The organism is Gaoshiqia hydrogeniformans (genome assembly GCF_049347105.1).
Taxonomy (GTDB): Bacteria; Bacteroidota; Bacteroidia; order Bacteroidales; family Prolixibacteraceae; genus Gaoshiqia; species Gaoshiqia hydrogeniformans.
Genome location: NZ_CP186334.1, coordinates 978,511 through 999,165, shown reverse-complemented (window position 1 = coordinate 999,165; position 20,655 = coordinate 978,511). Strand labels below are relative to the sequence as shown.

Sequence of the window (20,655 nt, the reverse complement as noted above, 5' to 3'; positions counted from 1 at the left end):
GAATATGATGTTCGAGATACCGAATCTTTTCTCGGTTATTGTCTGTCCTATTTGTTTACAAGAACTTTGTGCTTGAGATTTGAAAATATGAAAACGACAAAAAAGTAAACAAAATGACAAAAGAATCAAACAAAGTATCCGTGATAGGATTGGGGCAAATGGGTAAAAAATTGGCGCAACTTTATATTGATGCCGGTTTTGACGTGAGCGTTTGGAACCGCACCAGAAGCAAGGCTTCAGATTTGGAAAATGTAAAAATTGTCAATAGTGCTTTTGACGCAATTAAGGATAGTACGATTAGTATTCTTTGTGTTTATGATAATAATGCAGTACTTGAGATCCTGGAAAGCATAACTGATAATGAAATATTTGCAGGAAAAACGATTCTCAATCTAACCACAGGGAGCCCAAACGAAGCAAGCGAAATAGAGGCGATAATTACCGCACAAGGTGGTGCATACATTAATGGAGCTATTCAGGTTGCTCCCGACCAAATGGGGCTCAATAATACCACGGTGCTGCTATCAGGTAGCCGAAACGTATATCTTCAAAACAAATCTTATCTGGAAGTACTTGGTGGCAATCTAAAATATTTGAGTGAAAAACCTTCAGCTTCATCTGCGATGGATTTAGCTGCTTTAACGTGGCTTTACGGTTCTTATATCGGTTTAATATATGCGGTAACCTTGTGCCGTCGATACGACCTTAAGCTGGAAGGTTTCAGTGCAATTATTGAAGAAATAACTCCCGGATACACTGATTTTTTCAAATATGAAATTGATGTTATCAATCGTGGCGACTATCGTATTACACAAAGCCCATTGCCTATTAGCGTGGCAGCAACCCAAAGAATAGCAGATAGCTTCAAAGAGCTGAATGTTATTCAGGAATTTCCTGAAATTCTCGCCAAAATTTTAGGAGAAGCCAATCGAAAAGGGTTAGATCATGAAGAATTGGCAGCAATCATTAAAGTAATAGAAAAACCAAAGGACTGATATCGAAAGTTTCAAAGAGAGTTAAACATGTGATGATTAATATATGGGCAAATAAAAGCGAATCGCCAATTAATAAGAGCTATTTCGGTATGTAATGTCCGGCCTGTTTTAGAACTTGTCAAGCCTGTAACCAAAGGATTTTACTTGCCGGGCGTGATGTTGCTGAAAACCACGCTATGTTTTACCGAAAACCACACGTGGTTTTACCTGAAATCACCTTAGGTTTTATTCAAAACCACCTGTGGTTTTTTCCGGAATCACAGGTGGTTTCTTAACCAGGTATTTTTCTGTTACGGATTGTCCCCGTTTGGTGGCAAACAGTGCCCGTAGCAGCTGTTCTGATTGTTTTTTATCTGGCTAAACAGCCGTTTTTGCCAGTTTTTCTGCTAACAAACGGGGAATTTCCGAGGGCTCTTTGGCCACCGGGACGCCGGCTTTGGTGAAGGCTTTGATTTTTTCTTCGGCAGTGCCCGATCCGCTGGAGATAATCGCTCCGGCATGGCCCATCCGTTTGCCCGGAGGCGCCGTTTGTCCGGCAATAAACGAGACAACGGGTTTGCTCACATGCCTGGCAATGTATTCGGCAGCTTGTTCTTCGGCATCGCCGCCAATTTCGCCGATTAAAACAATGGCCTCGGTTTCGGGATCGTTTTCGTACATTTCGAGCAAATCGAGGTAATAGAGCCCGGCCACCGGGTCGCCGCCAATTCCCACCACGGTGCTTTGACCCATACCGCTCAGACTGAGCATATTCACCACTTCGTAGGTCAGCGTCCCGCTGCGCGACATCAGTCCGATGTTACCCTTTTTGAAAATCATCCCCGGCAAAATGCCGATCAGGGCTTCATCCGGAGTAATTAAACCCGGGCAATTGGGGCCAATCAGCCGGGTGCCGTTTTGCTGCAGGATGGGTGTAATCCGGATCATATCCAGGATGGGGACGCCTTCCGAAATGGCCACTACCAGCCCGACTCCGGCATACGAAGCTTCGAGAATGGCGTCGGCCGCGAAGGGGGCCGGCACAAAAATAATCGAAACATTGGCCCCGGTAGCCTGTACCGCTTCTTCAACCGTATTGAAAACCGGGATGCCAAGAATACTTTCACCACCTTTACCCGGCGATGTTCCGGCAACGACCCGCGTACCGTATTCTTTCATCCGTTTGGCATGAAACTGGCCGTCGCGGCCGGTAATTCCCTGCACCAACAGTTTGGTATCTTTATTGACGAGAATGCTCATGATTTTTCGAATTTGGATTGATAAATGTTACTGGTTTAACGTTTGCTGAGTTCAATGGCTTTTTGGGCGGCTTCGCTCATGGTACTCACGGTTGGCAAGCCGGTCTGTTCGAGCAAAGCAAGGCCTTCTTCTGCATTGGTACCCGACAGGCGCACTACAATGGGAATGTCGGTCTGAATCCGGTTCAGCGCTTCAATTAAACCACGGGCCACATCGTCGCAGCGGGTAATTCCCCCGAAAATGTTGATCATCACCGATTGAACGTTTTTATCGGCCAGCAGGATGTTCATGGCGTCCACCACTTTTTGCGGGTTCGAACTGCCTCCGATATCCAGGAAGTTTGCCGGGTTACCGCCGTACAGTTTGATCATGTCCATCGTAGCCATAGCCAGTCCGGCTCCGTTCACCATACAGCCGATGTTTCCGTCTAACTTAATGTAAGACAGTCCTTTTTCTTTGGCGTCAATTTCTTTCAGTTCATCTTCGTCCGCTTCGCGCATGGCGAGGATCTCCGGCTGACGGTACAGGGCATTGTCATCAAAATTCATCTTCCCGTCGATGGCCAGAACTTGCTTATCAGGAGTTAGCACCATCGGGTTAATTTCGGCCAGGGTCGAGTCGGTTTCGATAAACAGTTTGTACAGCTTGCTGAACATATCGGCCGCTTTCCGGGCTAGTTGGGCATCGCCGAATAGTTTAAGGGCGATATTCCGGGCCTGAAAATCCAGTAAGCCGGTCAGCGGGTTGATGGAGAACTTGTGGATGAGTTCCGGATTGGTTTTGGCCACTTCCTCAATTTCCACTCCGCCCTCGGCGCTGACCATCAGGGTCACCGATTTTGAGTTCCGGTCGTTAATCAGCCCCACGTAGTATTCTTTTTCAATGTCAACCGCATCGGCTACAATCACTTTCTCCACGATATAGCCCTTAATGTCCATTCCCAGGATTTGTTCAGCGGCCCGAATGGCGGCTTCTTCCGTCCCGGCCAGCTTCACACCGCCTGCTTTTCCACGCCCTCCGGCTAACACTTGTGCCTTAATTACAACCAGACGATCCAGGTTTTTTACTGCCTCTTTTACTTCCCCTACTGAATGGCAGAGTACGTGTTTCGGTACGGGAAGGCCATATTTTTTGAAGATTTCTCTGGCTTGGTATTCATGTATCTTCATAACTAAAAAAATTAGATTAAAAGGTTAGTATCCTTATCTGTTAAAAGTATTAAAACATGCAGATAAATAGAAATATTCATCTCGTCTTTTCGGCCTATTTTAAAACATATCAACAGTCGTCTCCCCGAATTGTTTGTACAATAGTTCAATAAAAAGCGGACCTGATAAATTCGTATTTGTGAAGTTTAATACCGGCCCTGGTATAAATTGGTAAAATGCTTGAAATCCCTAAAAAATGAAGTAGTTTTGCACAAATTTCTAATCCGTAAAACATGATTGAGGAAGTTCAGAAACTAATCAAACACGAAGCCGAAGCCATTCTTAACATCCCGGTATCGGGCGATTTTGAGAAAGCCGTCAACCTGATCGAAAAACGTGTTCATACGCTAAACGGGAAACTTGTTGCCAGTGGCATGGGCAAAGCGGGACAAATTGCCCTGAATATTGCCACCACCTTTAGCTCAACCGGAACGCCGGCTGTTTTTTTACATCCCAGCGATGCCCAACATGGTGATTTGGGAGTTATTCAGCCCAACGATGTTTTGCTTTTAATTTCCAACTCGGGCAAAACCCGTGAAATCCTTGAATTGGTTGATTTGGCCGACAACCTGTATAAAGATCTGCCCATTATTGTGATCACCGGGAACCCCGAGGGGGAATTGGCTCAACTGGCCGATGTTACTTTATTCACCGGAAACCCGGCCGAAGTCTGTATCCTTGGCCTTACGCCAAGCACATCGACCACTACGATGACTGTGATCGGCGACGTGCTGGTTGTGTTAATGATGCGACGGATTGGTTTTTCCAACGAGGAATATGCCAAACGTCACCACGGCGGTTACCTGGGCGATAAATCGCGCAGCCAGTCGCGCCTGAAAGGATGAGATTGGTTATTGAGGTCATTGGTCATTAGTTATTAGTCATTGGTCATTAGTCATTAGTTATTCATTGAAGAAAAGAGATTATGCGTATTACGAGAGAAAACACTGTAGGATTGGTCATTGATATCCAGGAGCGTCTGCTCCCGGCAATGGCAGAGCAGGAATATTTAATCAATAATTGTAAAATACTGGTTGAAGGCCTGCAGCTGTTAGGCATTCCGCTGATTGTTACCCAGCAATATACCAAGGGTCTAGGGGAGACGGTTGAGCCGGTTCGTTCGGTCATCAGGGATTTTGAGCCCATTGAAAAAAGCGCGTTCAGTTGTTGCGACGAAGTTGCGGTTGTTGACCGGCTAAAGGCAAAAGGCGCGAAACAGGTCATTATCTGCGGGATTGAAAGCCATGTGTGCGTTTTGCAAACAGCCATCGACCTGAAAGATGCCGGCTATGTGCCTGTTGTGGTGCTCGATTGTGTTTCATCCCGCTCGATGGATAACGTGGACCTGGCAGCAGAACGCTTTCGTTACGAAGGCATTCTGATGACTTCGTATGAGTCGGTCTTATTTGAATTGACCCGTTCGTCAGCAGCTGCTGAATTCAAAGCCATTTCAAAACTGGTGAAATAAGGCCGGTTACCGGTTCCTGACTTCGTTACTGACCAGCCAGTACCAGTTTTTTCGATATAAATACTCCGTTGATATGGGCCCGGAGAAAGTACATCCCTGCCGGATGTCCGCTCAGGTCCAGGTCAATCCGGTTCGATTCGTGGGTAAACGACGTTGTTTTGGAAAGGATTTGTTGGCCGGTAAACGAATAAACAGCCAGTTCGGCCTGGCCTTCTTCCATACTGGCAACGGTGAGATGAAAAAGACCCCGCGACGGATTGGGATAAACCTCAATGGAGTTGCTGAGCAGCTTAATCACCAGTTCGCCGTAATCGCCGTTATGCCCGTCAACCTGGAGGTAATACCTTTTTGCGGGGTTAACCCGCAAATTCTCAATAGCAGCAGCCGGTCCCCCGCTCAATGAATGATCACTGGCGGCCATGAACAGGTAATTATAGTTTTTCCCGGATAACAGATCGGCAGCCGACGAGGCTTCGTAAACGGCAATCTGGCTGTCGAAACCTTCCGTTTCGATGGTCACCAGGCCGCTCGACAGTCCCTGGAAGGTAAACCAAACGGAATTATCGAGCGCGGTGATGCTTGCCGGAGGGCACCAGTTGTTTTCAACCAGGCAACCGGATGTTTCGGGAGCAGGTTCTTTATCTTCAACCGTTCCGCATTCGTTTGAAAAACCTGAGTTTCGTCCGGGGTACAGCGCGATGGCATGTGCCGCATCGTCATTTACCGGCATATGGATATGGAGCAGGACTGAAGCGGTTTCGGAACAAGTTCCATGACTCCCGGTAACGGTCACATAGGTGTCAAATGAACCTTGCGGACGGACTTCATCTTTCAGGGTCAGGCTTAAAATGTTATCGGTGACCTCAACCGTGAAATGATCTTCAGCGCTTACTTCGAATTCAAAACGGGAAGCGCCTTCGGCAACCAACTCATAATTTTTCAGCTCGTGACCGCATAAAAACAACTCGCCTGAGAGCCCGGAAAAAGCTACCGGTAAGGTTTGGTAAACCTGCAGCAGATTATCCTGGGAAACGATATCGGAACCGTTGTTGTTTGAGGCAAGCAGTGAAACAGAGTAAGATCCTTCGCTGGTAAAACTGACCACCGGATGTTGCGAATTTTTTGTTGTTCCTTCAACAAACTCAAAGGTTGCCGGTTGGATGTTCCATTCCCAGGCGGTTGGATTATTTTTAGTCAGGTCGGTGAGGTAAACCGGCGTATTTAAACAGGCAACCGACACATCGGCTGTAAAACCGGCATCGGGAACACTGTAATAATTCCAGCCGTCAAGCTGGAGCGTTCCGGTATTGTCGGGGTCCAGCCAGGCTTTCAACTGCATGGATGCGGTGGCGCTGTTGTTCCACGAAACGGAAAATTTGCCAAACAAAGAGCCGTTGTCGTCGCCGCCGTGAAGCTGGCCGATGATGCGTTTGTTTTCATCAAACAGCGGGGCGCCCGACGAACCGCCCTCGTCTACCCCGGCATCATACTTCACTTCCCAGTGCGTATGTGGTTGCGATATGGAATTGTCGTCCCAGCGTATGCTATAGTTGTAGCTAACCGGCGAGCTGTAATCCAATGCGATACATTTGGTGCTCCCCTGTGGGTGATGGATACAGGTCCCCGAGGCGGCAATATTTCCGCTCGCATTCCAACCGGCCAAATACGGATTATACGATTCGGGCGGATATTCTGAAAGTCGCAACAGGGTAAAATCGGAAGCGGTATTGGTGCTCACCAGGCTGGAACCCGAAAGTGTCTGAAACTTTGAACCGTCGTTGCCGGTGCAGGTTGAGGTCTCGTAATTAAAATAGGTGACCAGCGTGTTTGCCGAGCTTTGGGTGGCGATGCAGTGATTGGCTGTAAGGAAATAAGGCGTTCCGTCTTTACGCACATTATTGATCAATGCCCCGGAGCAATAATAGGAATACCCGTTGTCACGGAAGGTCATCAAACAAACCGATTGTTTCTCGGTTTGCCAGTCAGCCCCTTCGGGACAATTAATCTGAATCCTCGAATTCAAGGCTGCCTGCACATCGCGGTATGCCGTTGACACCGAACCGATCACTAAGCCGCCGGTATAAGCCGTGTTGTTGGGTTCGTTGTATTCGATCACCAGGCTGTTTCCCTGAAATTCGGCCAAAGCCAGGTGGTGGCCGTCCTGATGATTGGCATTGGTAAATGCTCCCATCAGTTGGCTGTGATCCGAATTATACAGGTAAACGCCGGCCCCTTCGGGCAGATCGAATGTTTTAAAAAATATGCTCAGCGACCGGGCATCCGGACAACTGATTTCATATTGCCAGACAGTGACCGACTGAAGTTCTGTTTTTACTCCTTGCTCCCGGATGTCGATTTCCAGTTCACGTTCAATCCCATACCTGTTCGGAATGCCTAACCGGACATCTTCTCCAAGGTAAAAATCCGCTCTCACTGAATCCAACACACTGAAAGGGATGGCTTTGGCCGATTTTGTTGAAAACCGGAAGCTGGCGGGCAGGCTCCCATCCGAAATTTGGCCCATTGCGTTCCCGCTCATCAGCAACAAAATCAGGTAAAAAACAGGCCACTTATCTGTAACGATAAACGTTGTTAATTTTCTCATACATGATAAACTTTTTCTTCCGGATAAAGCCCGGAATAATTTCAGGGTGAACCGGCAGGCTTTTCCCTCGTTTTCGAAATCATCTCGCGGATAGAAAAATCGGTCCGGATTACTTCTAAAAAAAACAATTGAGCAGCAAAAAAAGAATGAAAAGCTGCCAATTTTTACAATGGTACAAAAATATTGCACCCGTTCTTCTTGCTAACAATAATTTAACATGTAAAACGCAACTATTTTCCGGTATAATCTGTCTATCATGGTAGAAAACAGAACAGCTATGAGGATCATCGTACTTTTTTTAAGCGTATTGCTTCTCCCGTTTACCCCGGCGCTGGCAGGCAAGGTAGTGACCAAGAATATCAGCGGGAAAGTGATTGATAAGGAAACATTAAAACCGCTTTCCGGCGTATGTATTTTATATGCCGATGACAGCCGCAGTATTGGAACAATTACCAATATCGACGGCGAGTTCAGGATGTGGAATTTGCCTGATCTGAATAAAGAGTTGGTCATTAGTTTTGACGGTTATCGGAGCCTGACGGTTCATTTGGACGAGATTGAGGACTTTTCGGAACAACTGATCATTGAACTTCAGGAGGATGAAAAGGACATGAAAGCCGTAAGTATTAATCAACGAAAAAAGATCAAACAATAGTTCCGGGACAAAAATTTGATCATATACTGGAGGGCTTATTCCGGCAGTTCTTCGGGAAGAGCTTCTCTCACCGCGATGATTTTTCCCGAAAATAAGAGGTCTTTCCCCGCCATCGGGTGATTAAAATCCATGATGACCTGATCGTTTTCGATCCGGATGATTTTGCCGTAAAGCTGATTGCCCTGCCGGTCGCCCATTGGGAAGACGTTTCCAACCTGAAGCGCTTCCTCATCAATCCGGCCGTCTTCGTCGGCGAAAGTTGAGACAGGCAAATCCACAATAGCTTTGGGATCAACCGGGCCGTAGGCTTCATCGCGTGTGGCATGAAAATGGAAAGAATCGCCGGGCGACAACCCCAGCAGCTTACGTTCAAAGATATCCAGGAGCAACTGGTATCCAAAGAGGAACTCTTGCAGTTGTTCACCCGAAACATCCTGCAAAATCATTCCGTTCGCTGCATTGGTAACGGTATACTGAACGCGTGCTATGGTATTTCTTCTGATTTTCAAGGGTTAAAAATAAAAAGGGTTTAGTTGTTTTTTGCCAGTTCTCTGACATAATGCACAATCTTCCACCGGTTTTCGGGGGGAATTTGCCCGCCATGCGGGCCCATAAGCCTCGAAGCAGACCCGAGTGTGATGACATGAAAAATTTCGCCGTCGGGTTTTTCTTTCAGGTAATCGTCGACCAACGAACGCGGCTTGGCCAGAAACATCCGGCTGGTAAACAAATGCCCGTTCCCATCGCCTGTTTCTCCGTGGCAACTCATACAAAATATTTCGTACTGCCTTTTTCCTTCCGTCAAAACTTCGGGGGTCAGTTCAAGCGGGTTCCTGATCTCTTTTCCGGCCCTTTCCTGTTCTTCCAGCGAGCCTGGCTCGTAGGCATAAGGTTTGAATCCCCGTGGAATTGTCCCTTCGGCAGGCAGGCGCATGGTGCTTCCGTCTTCGAAAACAGGATTCACGGAGTAGGTTTTATAAGCAGGCGAGTAAGCCATGTCGGGAAAATAGGTGTAACCGGGGCGGTTCTTGTCTTTGGTACAAGATGCCGTCAAAATCACCAAAAGGATAAACAAGTATCGTTTCATTTATAAAGAGTTTCAAATTTCAAATTCCAATAACCAATAACCAATGACCAACATCAATACTGAGTGTGATATTCAAGACTTTCTTTATAAAACGGATGCCTGGCGGGTACCAACGGAGCTTTTGTCAACGAACGGAAAACGACCAGCAGGAACAGACCGGCATATCCGATTGTTAAACCAATCTCAGGCAATCCAATCCCGGCTTTTTCGCCGCCAACGGCTCCCGGCATGATCAATTGGTACAGATCGAGCCAGTGTCCGATAAAAACAATGACCGCAACCGGTAATAGGATCAGCGAACCGCGTTTTGAATTTCGGGTCATCAATGCAAAAAACGGGATGATGAAATTCAGGATTAAATTGATATAGAAAACATCGCTGAAGTGTTTGTGTCTTTCGTAGAAATAAATGGTTTCTTCAGGAATGTTGGCATACCAGATCAGCATGTACTGAGAAAACCACAGGTAGGTCCAGAAGATGCTGAAACCAAACAGGTATTTCCCGAGATCGTGAATATGCTCCCGGTTGATGTGATTCATGTAGCCCATCCGTTGCAATATAAACAGGATGACAATTAAAACGGCGGTACCGCTTGCCAGCATACTTGAAAAAACATACCAGCCATACAGCGTACTAAACCAGTGCGCATCGATCGACATCAGCCAGTCCCAGGCAGAAGTCACACTGGTAACGGCCAGGGCAACAACAAAGATTGCGGAGAGGATCCTCATCTTCCGGTAGTATTTTAAATCGCCGTGCAAGTCTAACTGAACTGAATTTTTCCGGATGAAATAGGCCAATGAAATCCAGACGAAAAAATAGACCAGGAAACGGCCATAAAAGAATGGCACATTCAGATAAGCCACTTTCTTTAGTAAAATTTCATCCAGATGGTCTTCATGAGTCCATTCATAGAGAAGATGTACTCCACCGAACACGAAAAGCAAAAGCAGAAGCAATCCTGCGACCGGAATAAAAGTGCTCATAGCTTCGCCGATCCGCTGAATACTGGTATGCCAGCCTGATTCGGCAATGGTATGCGCAGCCACGATAAATAAACCGATCAGTCCGATGGCCAGGAAATAATAGGTATTCAGCAGCAGGTTGGCAGCAAGACGTTCGCCGCCTGTCCCCGAAACAAGGCTGATGCCAAGTGTAATCAGTCCGATTGCGATCATGGCAACCGCGATGGTGGAAAACTTTTTGGTCAGTTTGAATGTATGATTTTCCATGACAGTTTTATGCTTTTAAGGTGATTCCCTCTGCGCCGGCTTCGGCAAGCGCCGATTCAATTTCTCTGATACGTTCTTCGGGACTGTTATCGTCTACTTTTACCACCACCAGGAACCGGTCGTCGGTGCATCGTTCGTCATGAAGCGTTGGTTTGGCCCCCGGCCCCAGCTTATTGGTTACCAAAAAGGCAATAACCATCGCAAAGGCTGCAAAAAGTACAGTTAGTTCAAAGGTGACCGGAATAAATGACGGGACCGAGAAGAAAGGTTTCCCTCCAAAGTTGAGCGGGTATGCCGATGTGAAAATCCAGGTCTGGAAGCCAAATCCGGCGATTGCGCCGACTGCGCCCGCCCAAAAAGCCACCCGCGTCAAACGCGACCGCCGGATCTCCAGCACCTTGTCAATACCATGTACCGGAAAGGGCGTCAGTACGTCGATAATTTGCAATTCATTGGATTTCAGTTGTCTGATACCTTTTAGTAATTCTTCCTCGTCGAGGTAATATGCGGTGATATATTTATTCATGGTTGTTCAGTTTTTGTTTTTCGCCCGAAGATTTTAAAACACTTTTTATTTCCGATACGGCGATCACCGGGAATACCCGGATAAACAGCAGGAATAACGTGAAAAACAGTCCCAATGTACCAACATACAACCCAACTTCAACAATGGTTGGTTTGTACATAGTCCAGCTCGAGGGAAGGAAATCGCGGTGTAACGAGGTGACGACGATCACAAAACGTTCGAACCACATCCCGATGTTGACAAAGATGGAAATGACGAAAGTGAAGATCACGTTGCGTCTCAGCTTTCTGAACCAGAATAGCTGAGGGGTGATCACATTACAGGTCATCATGATCCAGTAAGCCCAGGCATAAGGGCCGAAAGCGCGGTTGAAGAATGCGTAGGTTTCAAATTCAACGCCCGAATACCAGGCAATGAAAAACTCGGTCAGGTAGGCGATGCCCACGATCGAACCGGTTAAGATGATAATCTTGTTCATCGATTCAATGTGGTTCACCGTGATATAATCTTCCAGGTTTAGGGCTTTCCGTGCCACAATCAACAGCGTGAGCACCATGGCAAAACCTGAAAAAATTGCGCCCGAAACAAAATAAGGTGGAAAAATGGTGGTGTGCCAGCCCGGTATCACCGAAGTGGCAAAGTCGAAACTCACAATGGTGTGAACCGACAATACCAGCGGGGCGGCCAGTCCGGCGAGGATTAAACTGACGGTTTCGTGCCGCGACCAATGTCTGGCCGAGCCGGTCCATCCAAAGCTTAAAAAACCATAAATCACCTTCCGAATCTTTGTTTTAGCCCGGTCGCGTACGGTGCCCAGATCGGGAATCAGCCCGACGTACCAAAAAATCAGGGAAACGAAGAAATAGGTGGAGATGGCGAAAACGTCCCACAGCAGCGGGGAGTTAAAGTTTACCCACACATCGCGGGTGTTTGGATAGGGGAAAATGAAAAACCCCAGCAACAACCTCCCCATGTGGATTAAGGGAAAAAAACCGGCGCACATCACGGCAATTAAGGTCATAGCTTCGGCCGAGCGGTTAATGCTGGTCCGCCACTGCTGGCGAAAGAGCAGGAGAATGGCCGAGATAAACGTTCCGGCATGGCCGATACCGACCCACCAAACAAAGTTGGTGATTCCCCATCCCCAGCCAATGGTTTTGTTCAGGCCCCATTCGCCGATCCCGTAAAAAACGGTCCGGTAAGTGGCCCAGGCGCCAAACAGGGCTGCCAGTCCGGCCAGGGTTATTCCGATATACCAGTATTTGGAAGGTTGTCCGGCCATGGGTGACAAAATATCGTCGGTCACCTGTTTGTAGTTTTTATTTCCCCGGATTAAGGGTTCTCTGAGCGGAGATGTGTACATTCCTTATTCGATTTAGTTATACGCTTTTGTTTTTCACCCTGGTCAGGTAGCCTACCGATGGCAAGGTGTGTAATTCTTCGAGCAGATGATAGTTCCGTTCGTCGGCGAAGAATTTCGATATCTTGCTTTCCTTGTTGTTCAAATCGCCAAAAACAATGGCATCGGCCGGGCAGGCCTGCGCGCAGGCGGGGACCACTTCGCCGTCCTGCAGCTTGCGGTTTTCCGTTTTAGCCGTCAGTTTCCGCTCCTGAATCCGCTGAATACAGAAAGAGCATTTTTCGATGACCCCTTTGGCACGAACAGTTACATCCGGGTTCAGCACCAGGCGGCGCAGATCGGTTGTCATTTCAGCCGGATCTTTTTTATTCCCCGGCATGGCGTCGGCGCCTGTATAATCGTAGAAATTGAATCGCCGGACTTTATACGGGCAGTTGTTGTTGCAATAACGTGTTCCGATACAGCGGTTATAAATCATTTGGTTCACCCCTTCGTTGCTGTGGGTGGTGGCAGCTACCGGGCAAACATTCTCGCAGGGAGCATTGTCGCAATGCTGGCACATCACGGGTTGGCGTACCAGTTCCGGATGGTCCGGATCGCCTTTGTAGTAACGGTCAATCCGTATCCAGTGCATTTCGCGGGCTTTAATCACCTGTTCTTTGCCGACAACCGGAACGTTATTTTCGGCAGAACAAGCTACCACGCAGGCGTTACATCCGGTACACGAATTTAAATCGATGGCCATTCCCCAGTGAAACCCGTCAAATGTCCGCTGTTCGTACAACGATTTCAGATGAGCTTTTAATTCTTCTCGTTGTTCATTCCCCGAAGCCGGGTTGGCCACGTATGCTTCCAGCGAGGTTTCCCTGACCAGGTTTCGTCCTTCCATGGAATGATGCGATTGTGTTCGGGCCAGCGGATAGTTGCCGGGTACTTTTTCAATTTTCACATCGGGCAGCCAATTTTGTCTGGCGCCGTTTTGTGTCTGAACCAGCGGAAAGGCATTTTTCCCAACGGTTCCCGACGGGATCCCCATGTTGGGCCGGCCATAACCCAGGGCAAGCGAAACGGTTTTATATTCCTGTCCGGGTTGGACGACTACCGGGATTGGTCCAACGTCGTTGATCATGATCAACTGCTCATCTTTCAAACCCATTTCCTTTGCCAGTTTGGGCGATACGGCAGCGTAATTGTCCCAGCAAATTTTGGTCACCGGATCGGGCAGTTCCTGCAACCAGGGATTGTTGGCATGTTTGCCTGTACCCACGCTGATGTTGGTGTAGAAAGACAGTTCGACGGAATCGTTTTCGGCCGGATAGGTCAACCCGGCCAAGGTGCCCTCGGTTCGTTCGCCGCTAAATGGCTGCAAATCTTTCTCCTTTTCCCCGCTTTCAAAAACCCCGTCGTGCAGCTTTTGATTCCAGAAGTCGTCAAACGAAACTTCGCCGGTGGAAAGGGGATAGATATTTTCTTCCCAATATTTACGGATATAAGCATGGAAATCAGTTGGTTTTCCGGCCCATTTCAACAAGCTTTCCTGCGCGGCGCGCGTCTTAAAAATCGGGCGAATGGTTGGTTGAGCCAGCGAATAACTGCCCGATTTTATTTTGGCATCGTTCCAGGCCTCCAGGTAATGATGGTCGGGGCAGATGTAATGCACATGGGCCGAAGTTTCTTCAGCCAATACGGGCAGGGCAATTTTTAGCCGGACATTCTTCAGGGCGCTGACAAATTTTTCGGCATCAGGATAATCGTAAGTCGGGTTGACATCATACAGGATCAGTCCTTCCACTTGCCCGTTTTGCATTTCGTTGACCAACCGTTCCAGATCTTCATCCCTGCCTTGCCGTAATCTCAGGTGCACATCGGTACGGATGGCGTTCCCGTAATTTTCCAGTAACCCGTTGATGGCATTTACCAGCAGTTGTGTTTCGGCATCGTTGCTTCCGCTTACGACCAATGACCGGCCTTTTTTCTCCGACAATTCGGACGCAATGGCTTTCACATCAACCGGTGGGGCAGGAACGGCTAAACCCGGCAAACCATTCAGTTTCTTTAGTTCATGGTACAGGTTGGCGATGATAATTTTTTCCTGCGAAGGCTTGATTTGATAGCGTTCATCAGCATTGGAGCCGGTTAATGACATGCCGCCTTCGAAATGGATATGGCGCGACATCTGTTTTTGTCCGGCATCCAGTTTCCGGTTTTTTACATACTGTTTGGTAAATTCGACAGGAGAAAGCCAGGTGCCGAGGAAATCGGCGTCAAAACTGACAATCAGTTCGGCTTTGCTGAAATTATAGGAAGGAATAAAGGCTTTTCCGAATGTTTGCTTATTGGCCCTCAACATACCGTCAGCCGAAATCACGTCATACTGAATGTGTTCGGCGCCGGGATACGCCTCGGTAAACTCACCAATGGCGGCCCGGGTCGAGGGGCTGATGATGGTTGAACTCAGAATCACCACTTTGCCGCCCCGGTTTTTGATGTCCTCCAAAAGCAGGATGATTTTGTCGTCGGCTTCTTCCCAGCTGATTTCCTGTCCTTCGTAAACGGGGTGTTTATGCCTTTTGTTGTCGTAAAGGTCCAGAACCGAAGCTTGTGTGCGGGCATTTGTTCCGCCCATCGTGACCGGCGAGAGGTTGTTGCCTTCAATTTTGATGGGGCGTCCGTCGCGAACTTTCACCAGGATACTGGCATAGTCGATCCCGTCAAAATAGGTTGAAGCGAAATAACTGGCCTTGCCGGGGATGATATTCTCGGGCCTGATCAGGAAGGGGATGGCTTTTTGAACCGGCTGCTCACAACTGGCCGCGATGGCCGCCGATGCTACGGTAAAGCCAAAGAGTTTTAGAAAATCGCGCCGGGAGCTGCCTTCGGCTTTTGCTTCCTGTTTCATTTGAAGAATTGACTTCCGGTCGCCTGCTTCCCCGCTGGTCGCCTGCCGCGCATCAAAAATCAGGTCGTCCAGGCTTTTATAATATTGCTCATTCATTACGAATAGGTATTGTTATCGGTTAATAATGGCACTTCATACAATCTGTTCCGCCAATCATATCGACAGTTACTTTGTTGATCTGCCCGGTTTTGATTTGTTCATGAAGCTTTTCATAGGATTCATAGAAATTATTGCTGGCAAATTGTACTTCTTTGGTTTTGTGGCAGTCGAGGCACCAGCCCATACTCAGGTCATTCACCTGCCTGACGACATCCATCTTTGCCACATCGCCGTGGCATTCCATACAGTCGAGCTTTCCGGCGTTTACATGCTGGGCATGGCTGAAAAAGACATGATCGGGTAAGTTATGAATCTTAATCCATTCGATGGGAACTTGTTTTTCGTTGGCTTCGATAACTTTAGCAATTTCAAATTTGCCGGAACGAGTGCCTTCGCGGACGACGTTGTGGCAGTTCAGGCAAAGATCGGCGGGAGGAATTCCGGCCGATTTGCTGTCATCGACGGTGAAGTGGCAGTACCGGCAGTCAATCTTGTTTTGTTCGGCATGTACCTGGTGTGAAAATTTGATGGGTTGTTCCGGTTCATAATCAAGGGCCCTGCCAAGCCTGATACTTTCTTCATAAATGATCTTTACCTGGTAGCTAAAAACACCCAGAACGATCAGCAAAGGAACGGCTTTGTATTTGATTTTGCGGAAGATCAGCAGTTCGAGCAGCGCCCATACCACAACTAAGGTGAGAAAAATGAAAACAAGCAGGCTGTTGATATTGGGTTTCAGGGGAGATGGCCCGCGCATGGCCAGTTCATCAAGGTAAGCCTTCATTAAACGGAGGTCGGCTTCTTCGTACTGATATCCCTGGTGAACCTGTTCCATCTTGTTGCCGGTGGGTTGTACAACCACTTCCTGAAAAGAGGCAAAATCTTTCTCGACGTATTTGACGGCGATATCCATCGCCGACGGATTCCAGTTCAAGGTGTCCGAATGGTACAGGTTATGACACGACACGCACGACGGCTGTTTGTTGCTATGGGGCAACAAACCTTTAAAGAAGCGTTCGCCGCGTTTAATATCTTCTGCATGATGACGTTCTTCTGCCGAACTGAGCCACGTTTCTCCGGCGACTTCTTCTGAAGCAAGCTCTGTTGTTGGTTCAACACCGGGAGTGGCGGTAGAATCCGGTTCAGCAGGCGGCGACTGTTGTCCGGCAGGGATGTTACCGGCGGAATCGGCTTCATTTTGCGGGCTCTGCCCGACGACCCCGGTGATTGTTACAGAATCAGTTTCACCTTGTGGCATTTGAATTTCGGCAAGCGCCGTGGCGGATAATACAAAAACAAAAATGGAGAGAATAAACAGAAAGACCTTCCGTGAAAAACCGGATTTCTGCGATACAGAGAAAATGATGCTCATTCTAAAAGGTTTAGTAAATTTTTCTTATCAAACAGATTTACGCAACTCATCAGAATTAACAAACTTACTTGTATTAGGTTTTCACCTCTGTACTAAAAAATAATTCAGCGGGTGACATAAACTTGAGGAATAGCACATGTAAGACAGGAAAGAATTGGTATAATAAGTTGATTAGTAGAATCATACGCGAGGTATAATTCTGCCGGTTATTTACAGGAACAATTGATCGTTTTGTTTGAATAGAAAAAATCTATCAGTTGTCCAGGCTTTCGGTCAGTTTTCGTACGATTTTCAGGTTGTCCAGAAATTCTTTGGCAATCACTCTGCAAATGGTATAGGCCGGGATGGCCAGGAACATTCCGATAATTCCGGCAACCATTCCGGCGGCGAGGATCACGAGGAATATTTCCAGCGGGTGTGCTTTTACACTGCTGGAGTATATGAGCGGCTGAAACAAAATGTTATCGATTACCTGTACCGAGATGAATACCAGTAGCATGAGCCCAAGCAGTGGGAGGGTGTATGCCATAAAGTCGGCATGTACATTTATGGCTACGCCAATCACGAGGCCCAGGATGGCGCCCATCCAGGGACCCAGGTAGGGAATAATATTAAACATGCCGCAAAAAAGGCCGATGGCCACGGCGTGGCTGAATTCGATCCCGATCAGGCTCAGTCCGAGGGTGACCAAAAGCCCAACCATGATGACTTCGAGCACCAGACCGATAAAATAACGTTTCAGCAGGTGATGAACGGAATGGATGACCTTTTCCACTTTTCCTTCGTATTCGGAAGGGACCATCAGCAGGATACTGTCTTTGAACATATTTTCATCCTTTAAAAAGAAAAAGGTGATGAAGGAGATGGCAAATGAAGCAATAAAAAGTCCTCCGAGCGTGCCGGCAATAAATCCGAAAACATTGGTCAATTGTGAAAAACCGATCTGATTGCCAACTTCACTCCGGATAAAATCCAGAAATATCCCGTTGCTTGTTTCTGTCGGTTCTTTGCCGGCAATAATCATTATTTCTCTCAATGGTTCCTCAATCGCATTTAAAATGGATTCGGGCCTGATGGATGATAATTGTTCAAACTCGCTGATTAATAATGGGATCAGGAAGCGTAGCGCGGTAATGAAAACAATCCACATGCCAATTAAAGTTAACATGGCCGCCAGTCCGGCGCTGATCCGAAAACGCTTAATTGTGACTTGTTGCAAAAACCTGACCAGCGGACGCCCAATCAGGGAAAGCACGGCTGAGACAAGAATATAAGTGACAATGGCGCTGAAATACCATATTAGAAATATCGTCAGTAAAATACCTGCGGTAAGCAGAATATACCTGGTTCTTTCCTGGATTTGGATCATAAATCACGTTTTTATGCAAATATATGGGATAATTTCTGTTAACGATATTCTGGAATTCCGAATGTAATTTTTTGTGCATAGTAGCACATTTTTTGATAAATTTGTAATTGCGCTTGTGAATATGAAAAAGGTAAAATTAAAAGCACTTATTGTTGACGATGAAAAAGATGCCCGGGATTTGTTGAGATATTATTTAACAAATAATCCTGGGATATCGGCTATTGAGGAAGCAGATTCAGCGGAATCGGCCCTGTTTAAATACCTGGATTTTTCTCCGGATATTGTTTTTTTAGACATTATCATGCCCGGAAAGTCGGGTGGCGATTTAATTGAATTGCTAAAGAAAAAAGACCCCGATTGTAACATCGTGATTGTCAGTGCGCACGAAGAAGCTGCTTTAACGGCCATTGAAAACAGCGTATACGATTTTATTCTGAAACCTTTAACGGCAAAAAAACTGGGAAGCGTGATTGAAAAGTACCGGTCGAAAATGAATATTCGTTTGGATGAAAAGCTGAACCGGGTGTTGGATAAATATGATGATGGCGTTAAGATCAGGATTTCGACAGTCAACAGTCATATCCTGGTTGATCCGTCTGATATTTTATATTGCGAGTCAAACGGGGCGTACACCTCTATCTATTTGGAAAACGGCAAGCGCGCAACGGTAAATACCAACCTGGGACGTCTGGAAAAAATTCTTCCGGCGCAGCATTTTATCCGGCTTTCCAGGGCTTATCTGATAAACCTGGACCGATTGATCCAAGTGAAACGGGGAGATAAATCCTGTATTTTGCTCGCGCGGGACCGGCAGGTAAAACTGTACGGCTCGTCGAGGCAAATAAAGATTCTTTGTGAAATGGATTTTGATTAATACCAATGATTAAAAGAAGCACAACAGCAATCATTATTGATGATGATAAAGACGCCATTTCCTTGTTGGAAATTTATCTTCATGCTTTCGACGAGGTGGAGGTGATTGGTTCAACCACCGATCCGCAGCGAGGAATTAAATTGTTGAAGAAGAAGGTCCCTAATTTGGTATTTCTGGATATCGATATGCCTGATCTCGACGGGATGGAGGTTGCTGAAACCATGAAAGAAAATGAATTGCCCACCGAGATCATTTTTACCACGGCCCACGCCCAGTATGCCTATAAGTCTCTTCAGGTTGAACCTCTGGGATACCTGGTAAAACCTTTTGGACCCGAAGATCTGATTTCGGTGATCAACCGCTACCACGCGAAAGTGAAACGTCTGGAACTGGAACGCCGGATGCATTTATTTATGAAAACGACAAAAACGATTCCCCGGGCAAAATTTACCACGCGCAGCGGTATTATTTTTATTAATCCGGATGATATCATGCTGATGCGGGCTGAATCGAACTACTGTCGTATTTTTTTGAAAGACGGGCGGGAAGAATTGATTACAACAAATATTTTTAAGGCGGCTGCCCGGATGGATTCTCCGGAAATCGTTAAAGCCAACCGGTCGGCCTACGTCAATGTGCAGTATTTGACACAAATCGAGAAACGAACTAAAATCTGCACCTTAAAGTACAAAGACAAAATCCTGGAGGAGCCGATCAACAGCTCAAGCCTTTCCTTTTTTGAAAAACTGAATTGTTTTCCGATTACCTGAGAGTTGCATTAAAGCCGGCGGATAACGGAAGCAATTTCTTCCATCAGCCATTGCGGAGTAGAGGTGGCCCCGCTAATCCCGACAGTTTTATAACCTGTAAACCAAGTTGGGTTAAGCTCTTCTTTGCCTGAAACAAAGTAGCTGTTTGGGTTGGTTTGTTTGCACACATCAAAAAGCAGCCGGGCATTTGAGCTTTTTTTGCCGCCTACAAAAACAATGACATCGTGTTGAGATGAGAAACTCTTCATGCGCGGAACCCGGTTGGCCACCTGACGGCAGATGGTATCTTTAATGTCGGTTTTGGCCCGGGCCTGTTCTTTGATCTTATCCGACAGTTGATGGAACGAATCCAGCGATTTTGTGGTTTGGGAAAAGAGAATGGCCGGTTTATCCGGATCAATTAATTGAAGATCCTGCTCATTTTCAACAATGATGGCCTGGTTTTCCGTTTGTCCGTTCAGCCCGCTAACTTCGGCATGGCCTTTTTTTCCGTAAATGATCACTTGTCCGTTTTGCTGCTGCATGTCGTGGTGCGCTTTTTTTACCCGTTGCTGTAGTTTCAAAACAACCGGGCAGGTCGCATCAATCAGTTCAATTTGATTGGCTTTGGCATATGCGTAGGTTGACGGCGGTTCGCCGTGGGCGCGGAGCAATACCCGGCAATTTTTTAGCGTGAAAAATTTTTCATGGTCAATGGTGACCAGGCCAAGCGCTTCCAGCCGCGAAACTTCCATGCCGTTGTGGACAATATCTCCCAAACAGTATAGCGTTTCGTCAGACAGCAGGCTGTCTTCCGCTTTTTTCACGGCATTGACTACGCCAAAACAAAAACCCGATTTCTGATCAATTTCTACTATCATGCATTCGTCTCCATCTCGTTTCCGGTAGGTTAAAATC

The 20,655-nt window shown here is 47.0% G+C and carries 18 protein-coding genes; 6 read left to right on the top strand and 12 right to left on the bottom strand.

Annotated elements, in window-relative coordinates:
• Positions 1 to 113: 113 nt before the first annotated feature.
• Positions 114 to 995: an NAD(P)-dependent oxidoreductase gene (locus ACOIT5_RS04215; RefSeq protein ID WP_423129216.1), complete on the top strand. Its 882-nt coding sequence runs from the start codon at positions 114 to 116 to the stop codon at positions 993 to 995.
• A gap of 357 nt (positions 996 to 1,352) precedes the next feature.
• Here ACOIT5_RS04215 and sucD read toward each other — a convergent pair whose 3' ends face one another.
• Together sucD and sucC are read right to left on the bottom strand one after the other, a co-directional pair.
• Complete coding sequence (sucD, locus tag ACOIT5_RS04210) at positions 1,353 to 2,234, bottom strand: succinate--CoA ligase subunit alpha (RefSeq protein ID WP_423129215.1); 882 nt, start codon at positions 2,232 to 2,234, stop codon at positions 1,353 to 1,355.
• Positions 2,235 to 2,269: 35 nt separating this feature from the next.
• Positions 2,270 to 3,403, bottom strand: coding sequence for an ADP-forming succinate--CoA ligase subunit beta (sucC, locus tag ACOIT5_RS04205; protein WP_423129214.1), 1,134 nt, complete (start codon positions 3,401 to 3,403; stop codon positions 2,270 to 2,272).
• 272 nt (positions 3,404 to 3,675) lie between these two features.
• Here sucC and ACOIT5_RS04200 point away from each other — a divergent pair, with 272 nt between their 5' ends.
• Positions 3,676 to 4,287: an SIS domain-containing protein gene (locus tag ACOIT5_RS04200; RefSeq protein WP_423129213.1), complete on the top strand. Its 612-nt coding sequence runs from the start codon at positions 3,676 to 3,678 to the stop codon at positions 4,285 to 4,287.
• An 80-nt stretch (positions 4,288 to 4,367) separates the two neighbouring features.
• Complete coding sequence (locus ACOIT5_RS04195) at positions 4,368 to 4,910, top strand: hydrolase (protein ID WP_423129212.1); 543 nt, start codon at positions 4,368 to 4,370, stop codon at positions 4,908 to 4,910.
• A gap of 25 nt (positions 4,911 to 4,935) precedes the next feature.
• Here ACOIT5_RS04195 and ACOIT5_RS04190 read toward each other — a convergent pair whose 3' ends face one another.
• Complete coding sequence (locus tag ACOIT5_RS04190) at positions 4,936 to 7,515, bottom strand: T9SS type A sorting domain-containing protein (protein ID WP_423129211.1); 2,580 nt, start codon at positions 7,513 to 7,515, stop codon at positions 4,936 to 4,938.
• Positions 7,516 to 7,792: 277 nt separating this feature from the next.
• Here ACOIT5_RS04190 and ACOIT5_RS04185 point away from each other — a divergent pair, with 277 nt between their 5' ends.
• The gene (locus ACOIT5_RS04185) at positions 7,793 to 8,170 is read left to right on the top strand and encodes a carboxypeptidase-like regulatory domain-containing protein (protein ID WP_423129210.1); all 378 of its coding nucleotides are present in this window, start codon (positions 7,793 to 7,795) and stop codon (positions 8,168 to 8,170) included.
• Between the two features lie 35 nt (positions 8,171 to 8,205).
• On the opposite strand, the gene ACOIT5_RS04180 is transcribed toward ACOIT5_RS04185, so the two are convergent.
• From ACOIT5_RS04180 to ACOIT5_RS04145, 8 genes are all read right to left on the bottom strand, one after another.
• Complete coding sequence (locus tag ACOIT5_RS04180) at positions 8,206 to 8,679, bottom strand: FKBP-type peptidyl-prolyl cis-trans isomerase (protein WP_423129209.1); 474 nt, start codon at positions 8,677 to 8,679, stop codon at positions 8,206 to 8,208.
• A gap of 20 nt (positions 8,680 to 8,699) precedes the next feature.
• Positions 8,700 to 9,257 (bottom strand): c-type cytochrome, encoded by a 558-nt coding sequence (locus tag ACOIT5_RS04175; RefSeq protein WP_423129208.1) that lies wholly within the window; start codon positions 9,255 to 9,257, stop codon positions 8,700 to 8,702.
• A 53-nt stretch (positions 9,258 to 9,310) separates the two neighbouring features.
• Positions 9,311 to 10,489: a quinol:cytochrome C oxidoreductase gene (locus tag ACOIT5_RS04170; protein ID WP_423129207.1), complete on the bottom strand. Its 1,179-nt coding sequence runs from the start codon at positions 10,487 to 10,489 to the stop codon at positions 9,311 to 9,313.
• Between the two features lie 7 nt (positions 10,490 to 10,496).
• Positions 10,497 to 11,015: a DUF3341 domain-containing protein gene (locus ACOIT5_RS04165; protein WP_423129206.1), complete on the bottom strand. Its 519-nt coding sequence runs from the start codon at positions 11,013 to 11,015 to the stop codon at positions 10,497 to 10,499.
• On the bottom strand, positions 11,008 to 12,378 hold the full coding sequence (gene nrfD, locus ACOIT5_RS04160; RefSeq protein ID WP_423129205.1) for an NrfD/PsrC family molybdoenzyme membrane anchor subunit: 1,371 nt from the start codon (positions 12,376 to 12,378) through the stop codon (positions 11,008 to 11,010). Before nrfD ends, ACOIT5_RS04165 begins: the two co-directional genes overlap by 8 nt.
• Positions 12,379 to 12,394: 16 nt before the next feature.
• Complete coding sequence (locus ACOIT5_RS04155; protein WP_423129204.1) at positions 12,395 to 15,370, bottom strand: 4Fe-4S dicluster domain-containing protein; 2,976 nt, start codon at positions 15,368 to 15,370, stop codon at positions 12,395 to 12,397.
• Between the two features lie 22 nt (positions 15,371 to 15,392).
• Complete coding sequence (locus ACOIT5_RS04150; protein ID WP_423129203.1) at positions 15,393 to 16,745, bottom strand: cytochrome c3 family protein; 1,353 nt, start codon at positions 16,743 to 16,745, stop codon at positions 15,393 to 15,395.
• Between the two features lie 253 nt (positions 16,746 to 16,998).
• On the bottom strand, positions 16,999 to 18,114 hold the full coding sequence (locus ACOIT5_RS04145; RefSeq protein ID WP_423129201.1) for an AI-2E family transporter: 1,116 nt from the start codon (positions 18,112 to 18,114) through the stop codon (positions 16,999 to 17,001).
• A gap of 121 nt (positions 18,115 to 18,235) precedes the next feature.
• Here ACOIT5_RS04145 and ACOIT5_RS04140 point away from each other — a divergent pair, with 121 nt between their 5' ends.
• Both ACOIT5_RS04140 and ACOIT5_RS04135 read left to right on the top strand, forming a co-directional pair.
• Positions 18,236 to 18,988 (top strand): LytR/AlgR family response regulator transcription factor, encoded by a 753-nt coding sequence (locus tag ACOIT5_RS04140; RefSeq protein WP_423129200.1) that lies wholly within the window; start codon positions 18,236 to 18,238, stop codon positions 18,986 to 18,988.
• A gap of 5 nt (positions 18,989 to 18,993) precedes the next feature.
• Complete coding sequence (locus ACOIT5_RS04135) at positions 18,994 to 19,758, top strand: LytR/AlgR family response regulator transcription factor (protein WP_423129199.1); 765 nt, start codon at positions 18,994 to 18,996, stop codon at positions 19,756 to 19,758.
• An 8-nt stretch (positions 19,759 to 19,766) separates the two neighbouring features.
• Here ACOIT5_RS04135 and ACOIT5_RS04130 read toward each other — a convergent pair whose 3' ends face one another.
• On the bottom strand, positions 19,767 to 20,618 hold the full coding sequence (locus ACOIT5_RS04130) for a 4-hydroxy-3-methylbut-2-enyl diphosphate reductase (RefSeq protein ID WP_423129198.1): 852 nt from the start codon (positions 20,616 to 20,618) through the stop codon (positions 19,767 to 19,769).
• Positions 20,619 to 20,655 lie beyond the last annotated feature (37 nt).

Coding starts and splice junctions, on each gene's coding strand:
- ACOIT5_RS04155 (WP_423129204.1), bottom strand. CDS start 15,370: ATGAATGAGCAATATTATAAAAGCCTGGACGACCTGATTTTTGATGCG.
- ACOIT5_RS04135 (WP_423129199.1), top strand. CDS start 18,994: ATGATTAAAAGAAGCACAACAGCAATCATTATTGATGATGATAAAGAC.
- ACOIT5_RS04140 (WP_423129200.1), top strand. CDS start 18,236: ATGAAAAAGGTAAAATTAAAAGCACTTATTGTTGACGATGAAAAAGAT.
- sucD (WP_423129215.1), bottom strand. CDS start 2,234: ATGAGCATTCTCGTCAATAAAGATACCAAACTGTTGGTGCAGGGAATT.
- nrfD (WP_423129205.1), bottom strand. CDS start 12,378: ATGTACACATCTCCGCTCAGAGAACCCTTAATCCGGGGAAATAAAAAC.
- ACOIT5_RS04170 (WP_423129207.1), bottom strand. CDS start 10,489: ATGGAAAATCATACATTCAAACTGACCAAAAAGTTTTCCACCATCGCG.
- ACOIT5_RS04150 (WP_423129203.1), bottom strand. CDS start 16,745: ATGAGCATCATTTTCTCTGTATCGCAGAAATCCGGTTTTTCACGGAAG.
- ACOIT5_RS04130 (WP_423129198.1), bottom strand. CDS start 20,618: ATGATAGTAGAAATTGATCAGAAATCGGGTTTTTGTTTTGGCGTAGTC.
- sucC (WP_423129214.1), bottom strand. CDS start 3,403: ATGAAGATACATGAATACCAAGCCAGAGAAATCTTCAAAAAATATGGC.
- ACOIT5_RS04175 (WP_423129208.1), bottom strand. CDS start 9,257: ATGAAACGATACTTGTTTATCCTTTTGGTGATTTTGACGGCATCTTGT.
- ACOIT5_RS04190 (WP_423129211.1), bottom strand. CDS start 7,515: ATGAGAAAATTAACAACGTTTATCGTTACAGATAAGTGGCCTGTTTTT.
- ACOIT5_RS04215 (WP_423129216.1), top strand. CDS start 114: ATGACAAAAGAATCAAACAAAGTATCCGTGATAGGATTGGGGCAAATG.
- ACOIT5_RS04145 (WP_423129201.1), bottom strand. CDS start 18,114: ATGATCCAAATCCAGGAAAGAACCAGGTATATTCTGCTTACCGCAGGT.
- ACOIT5_RS04165 (WP_423129206.1), bottom strand. CDS start 11,015: ATGAATAAATATATCACCGCATATTACCTCGACGAGGAAGAATTACTA.
- ACOIT5_RS04185 (WP_423129210.1), top strand. CDS start 7,793: ATGAGGATCATCGTACTTTTTTTAAGCGTATTGCTTCTCCCGTTTACC.
- ACOIT5_RS04195 (WP_423129212.1), top strand. CDS start 4,368: ATGCGTATTACGAGAGAAAACACTGTAGGATTGGTCATTGATATCCAG.
- ACOIT5_RS04200 (WP_423129213.1), top strand. CDS start 3,676: ATGATTGAGGAAGTTCAGAAACTAATCAAACACGAAGCCGAAGCCATT.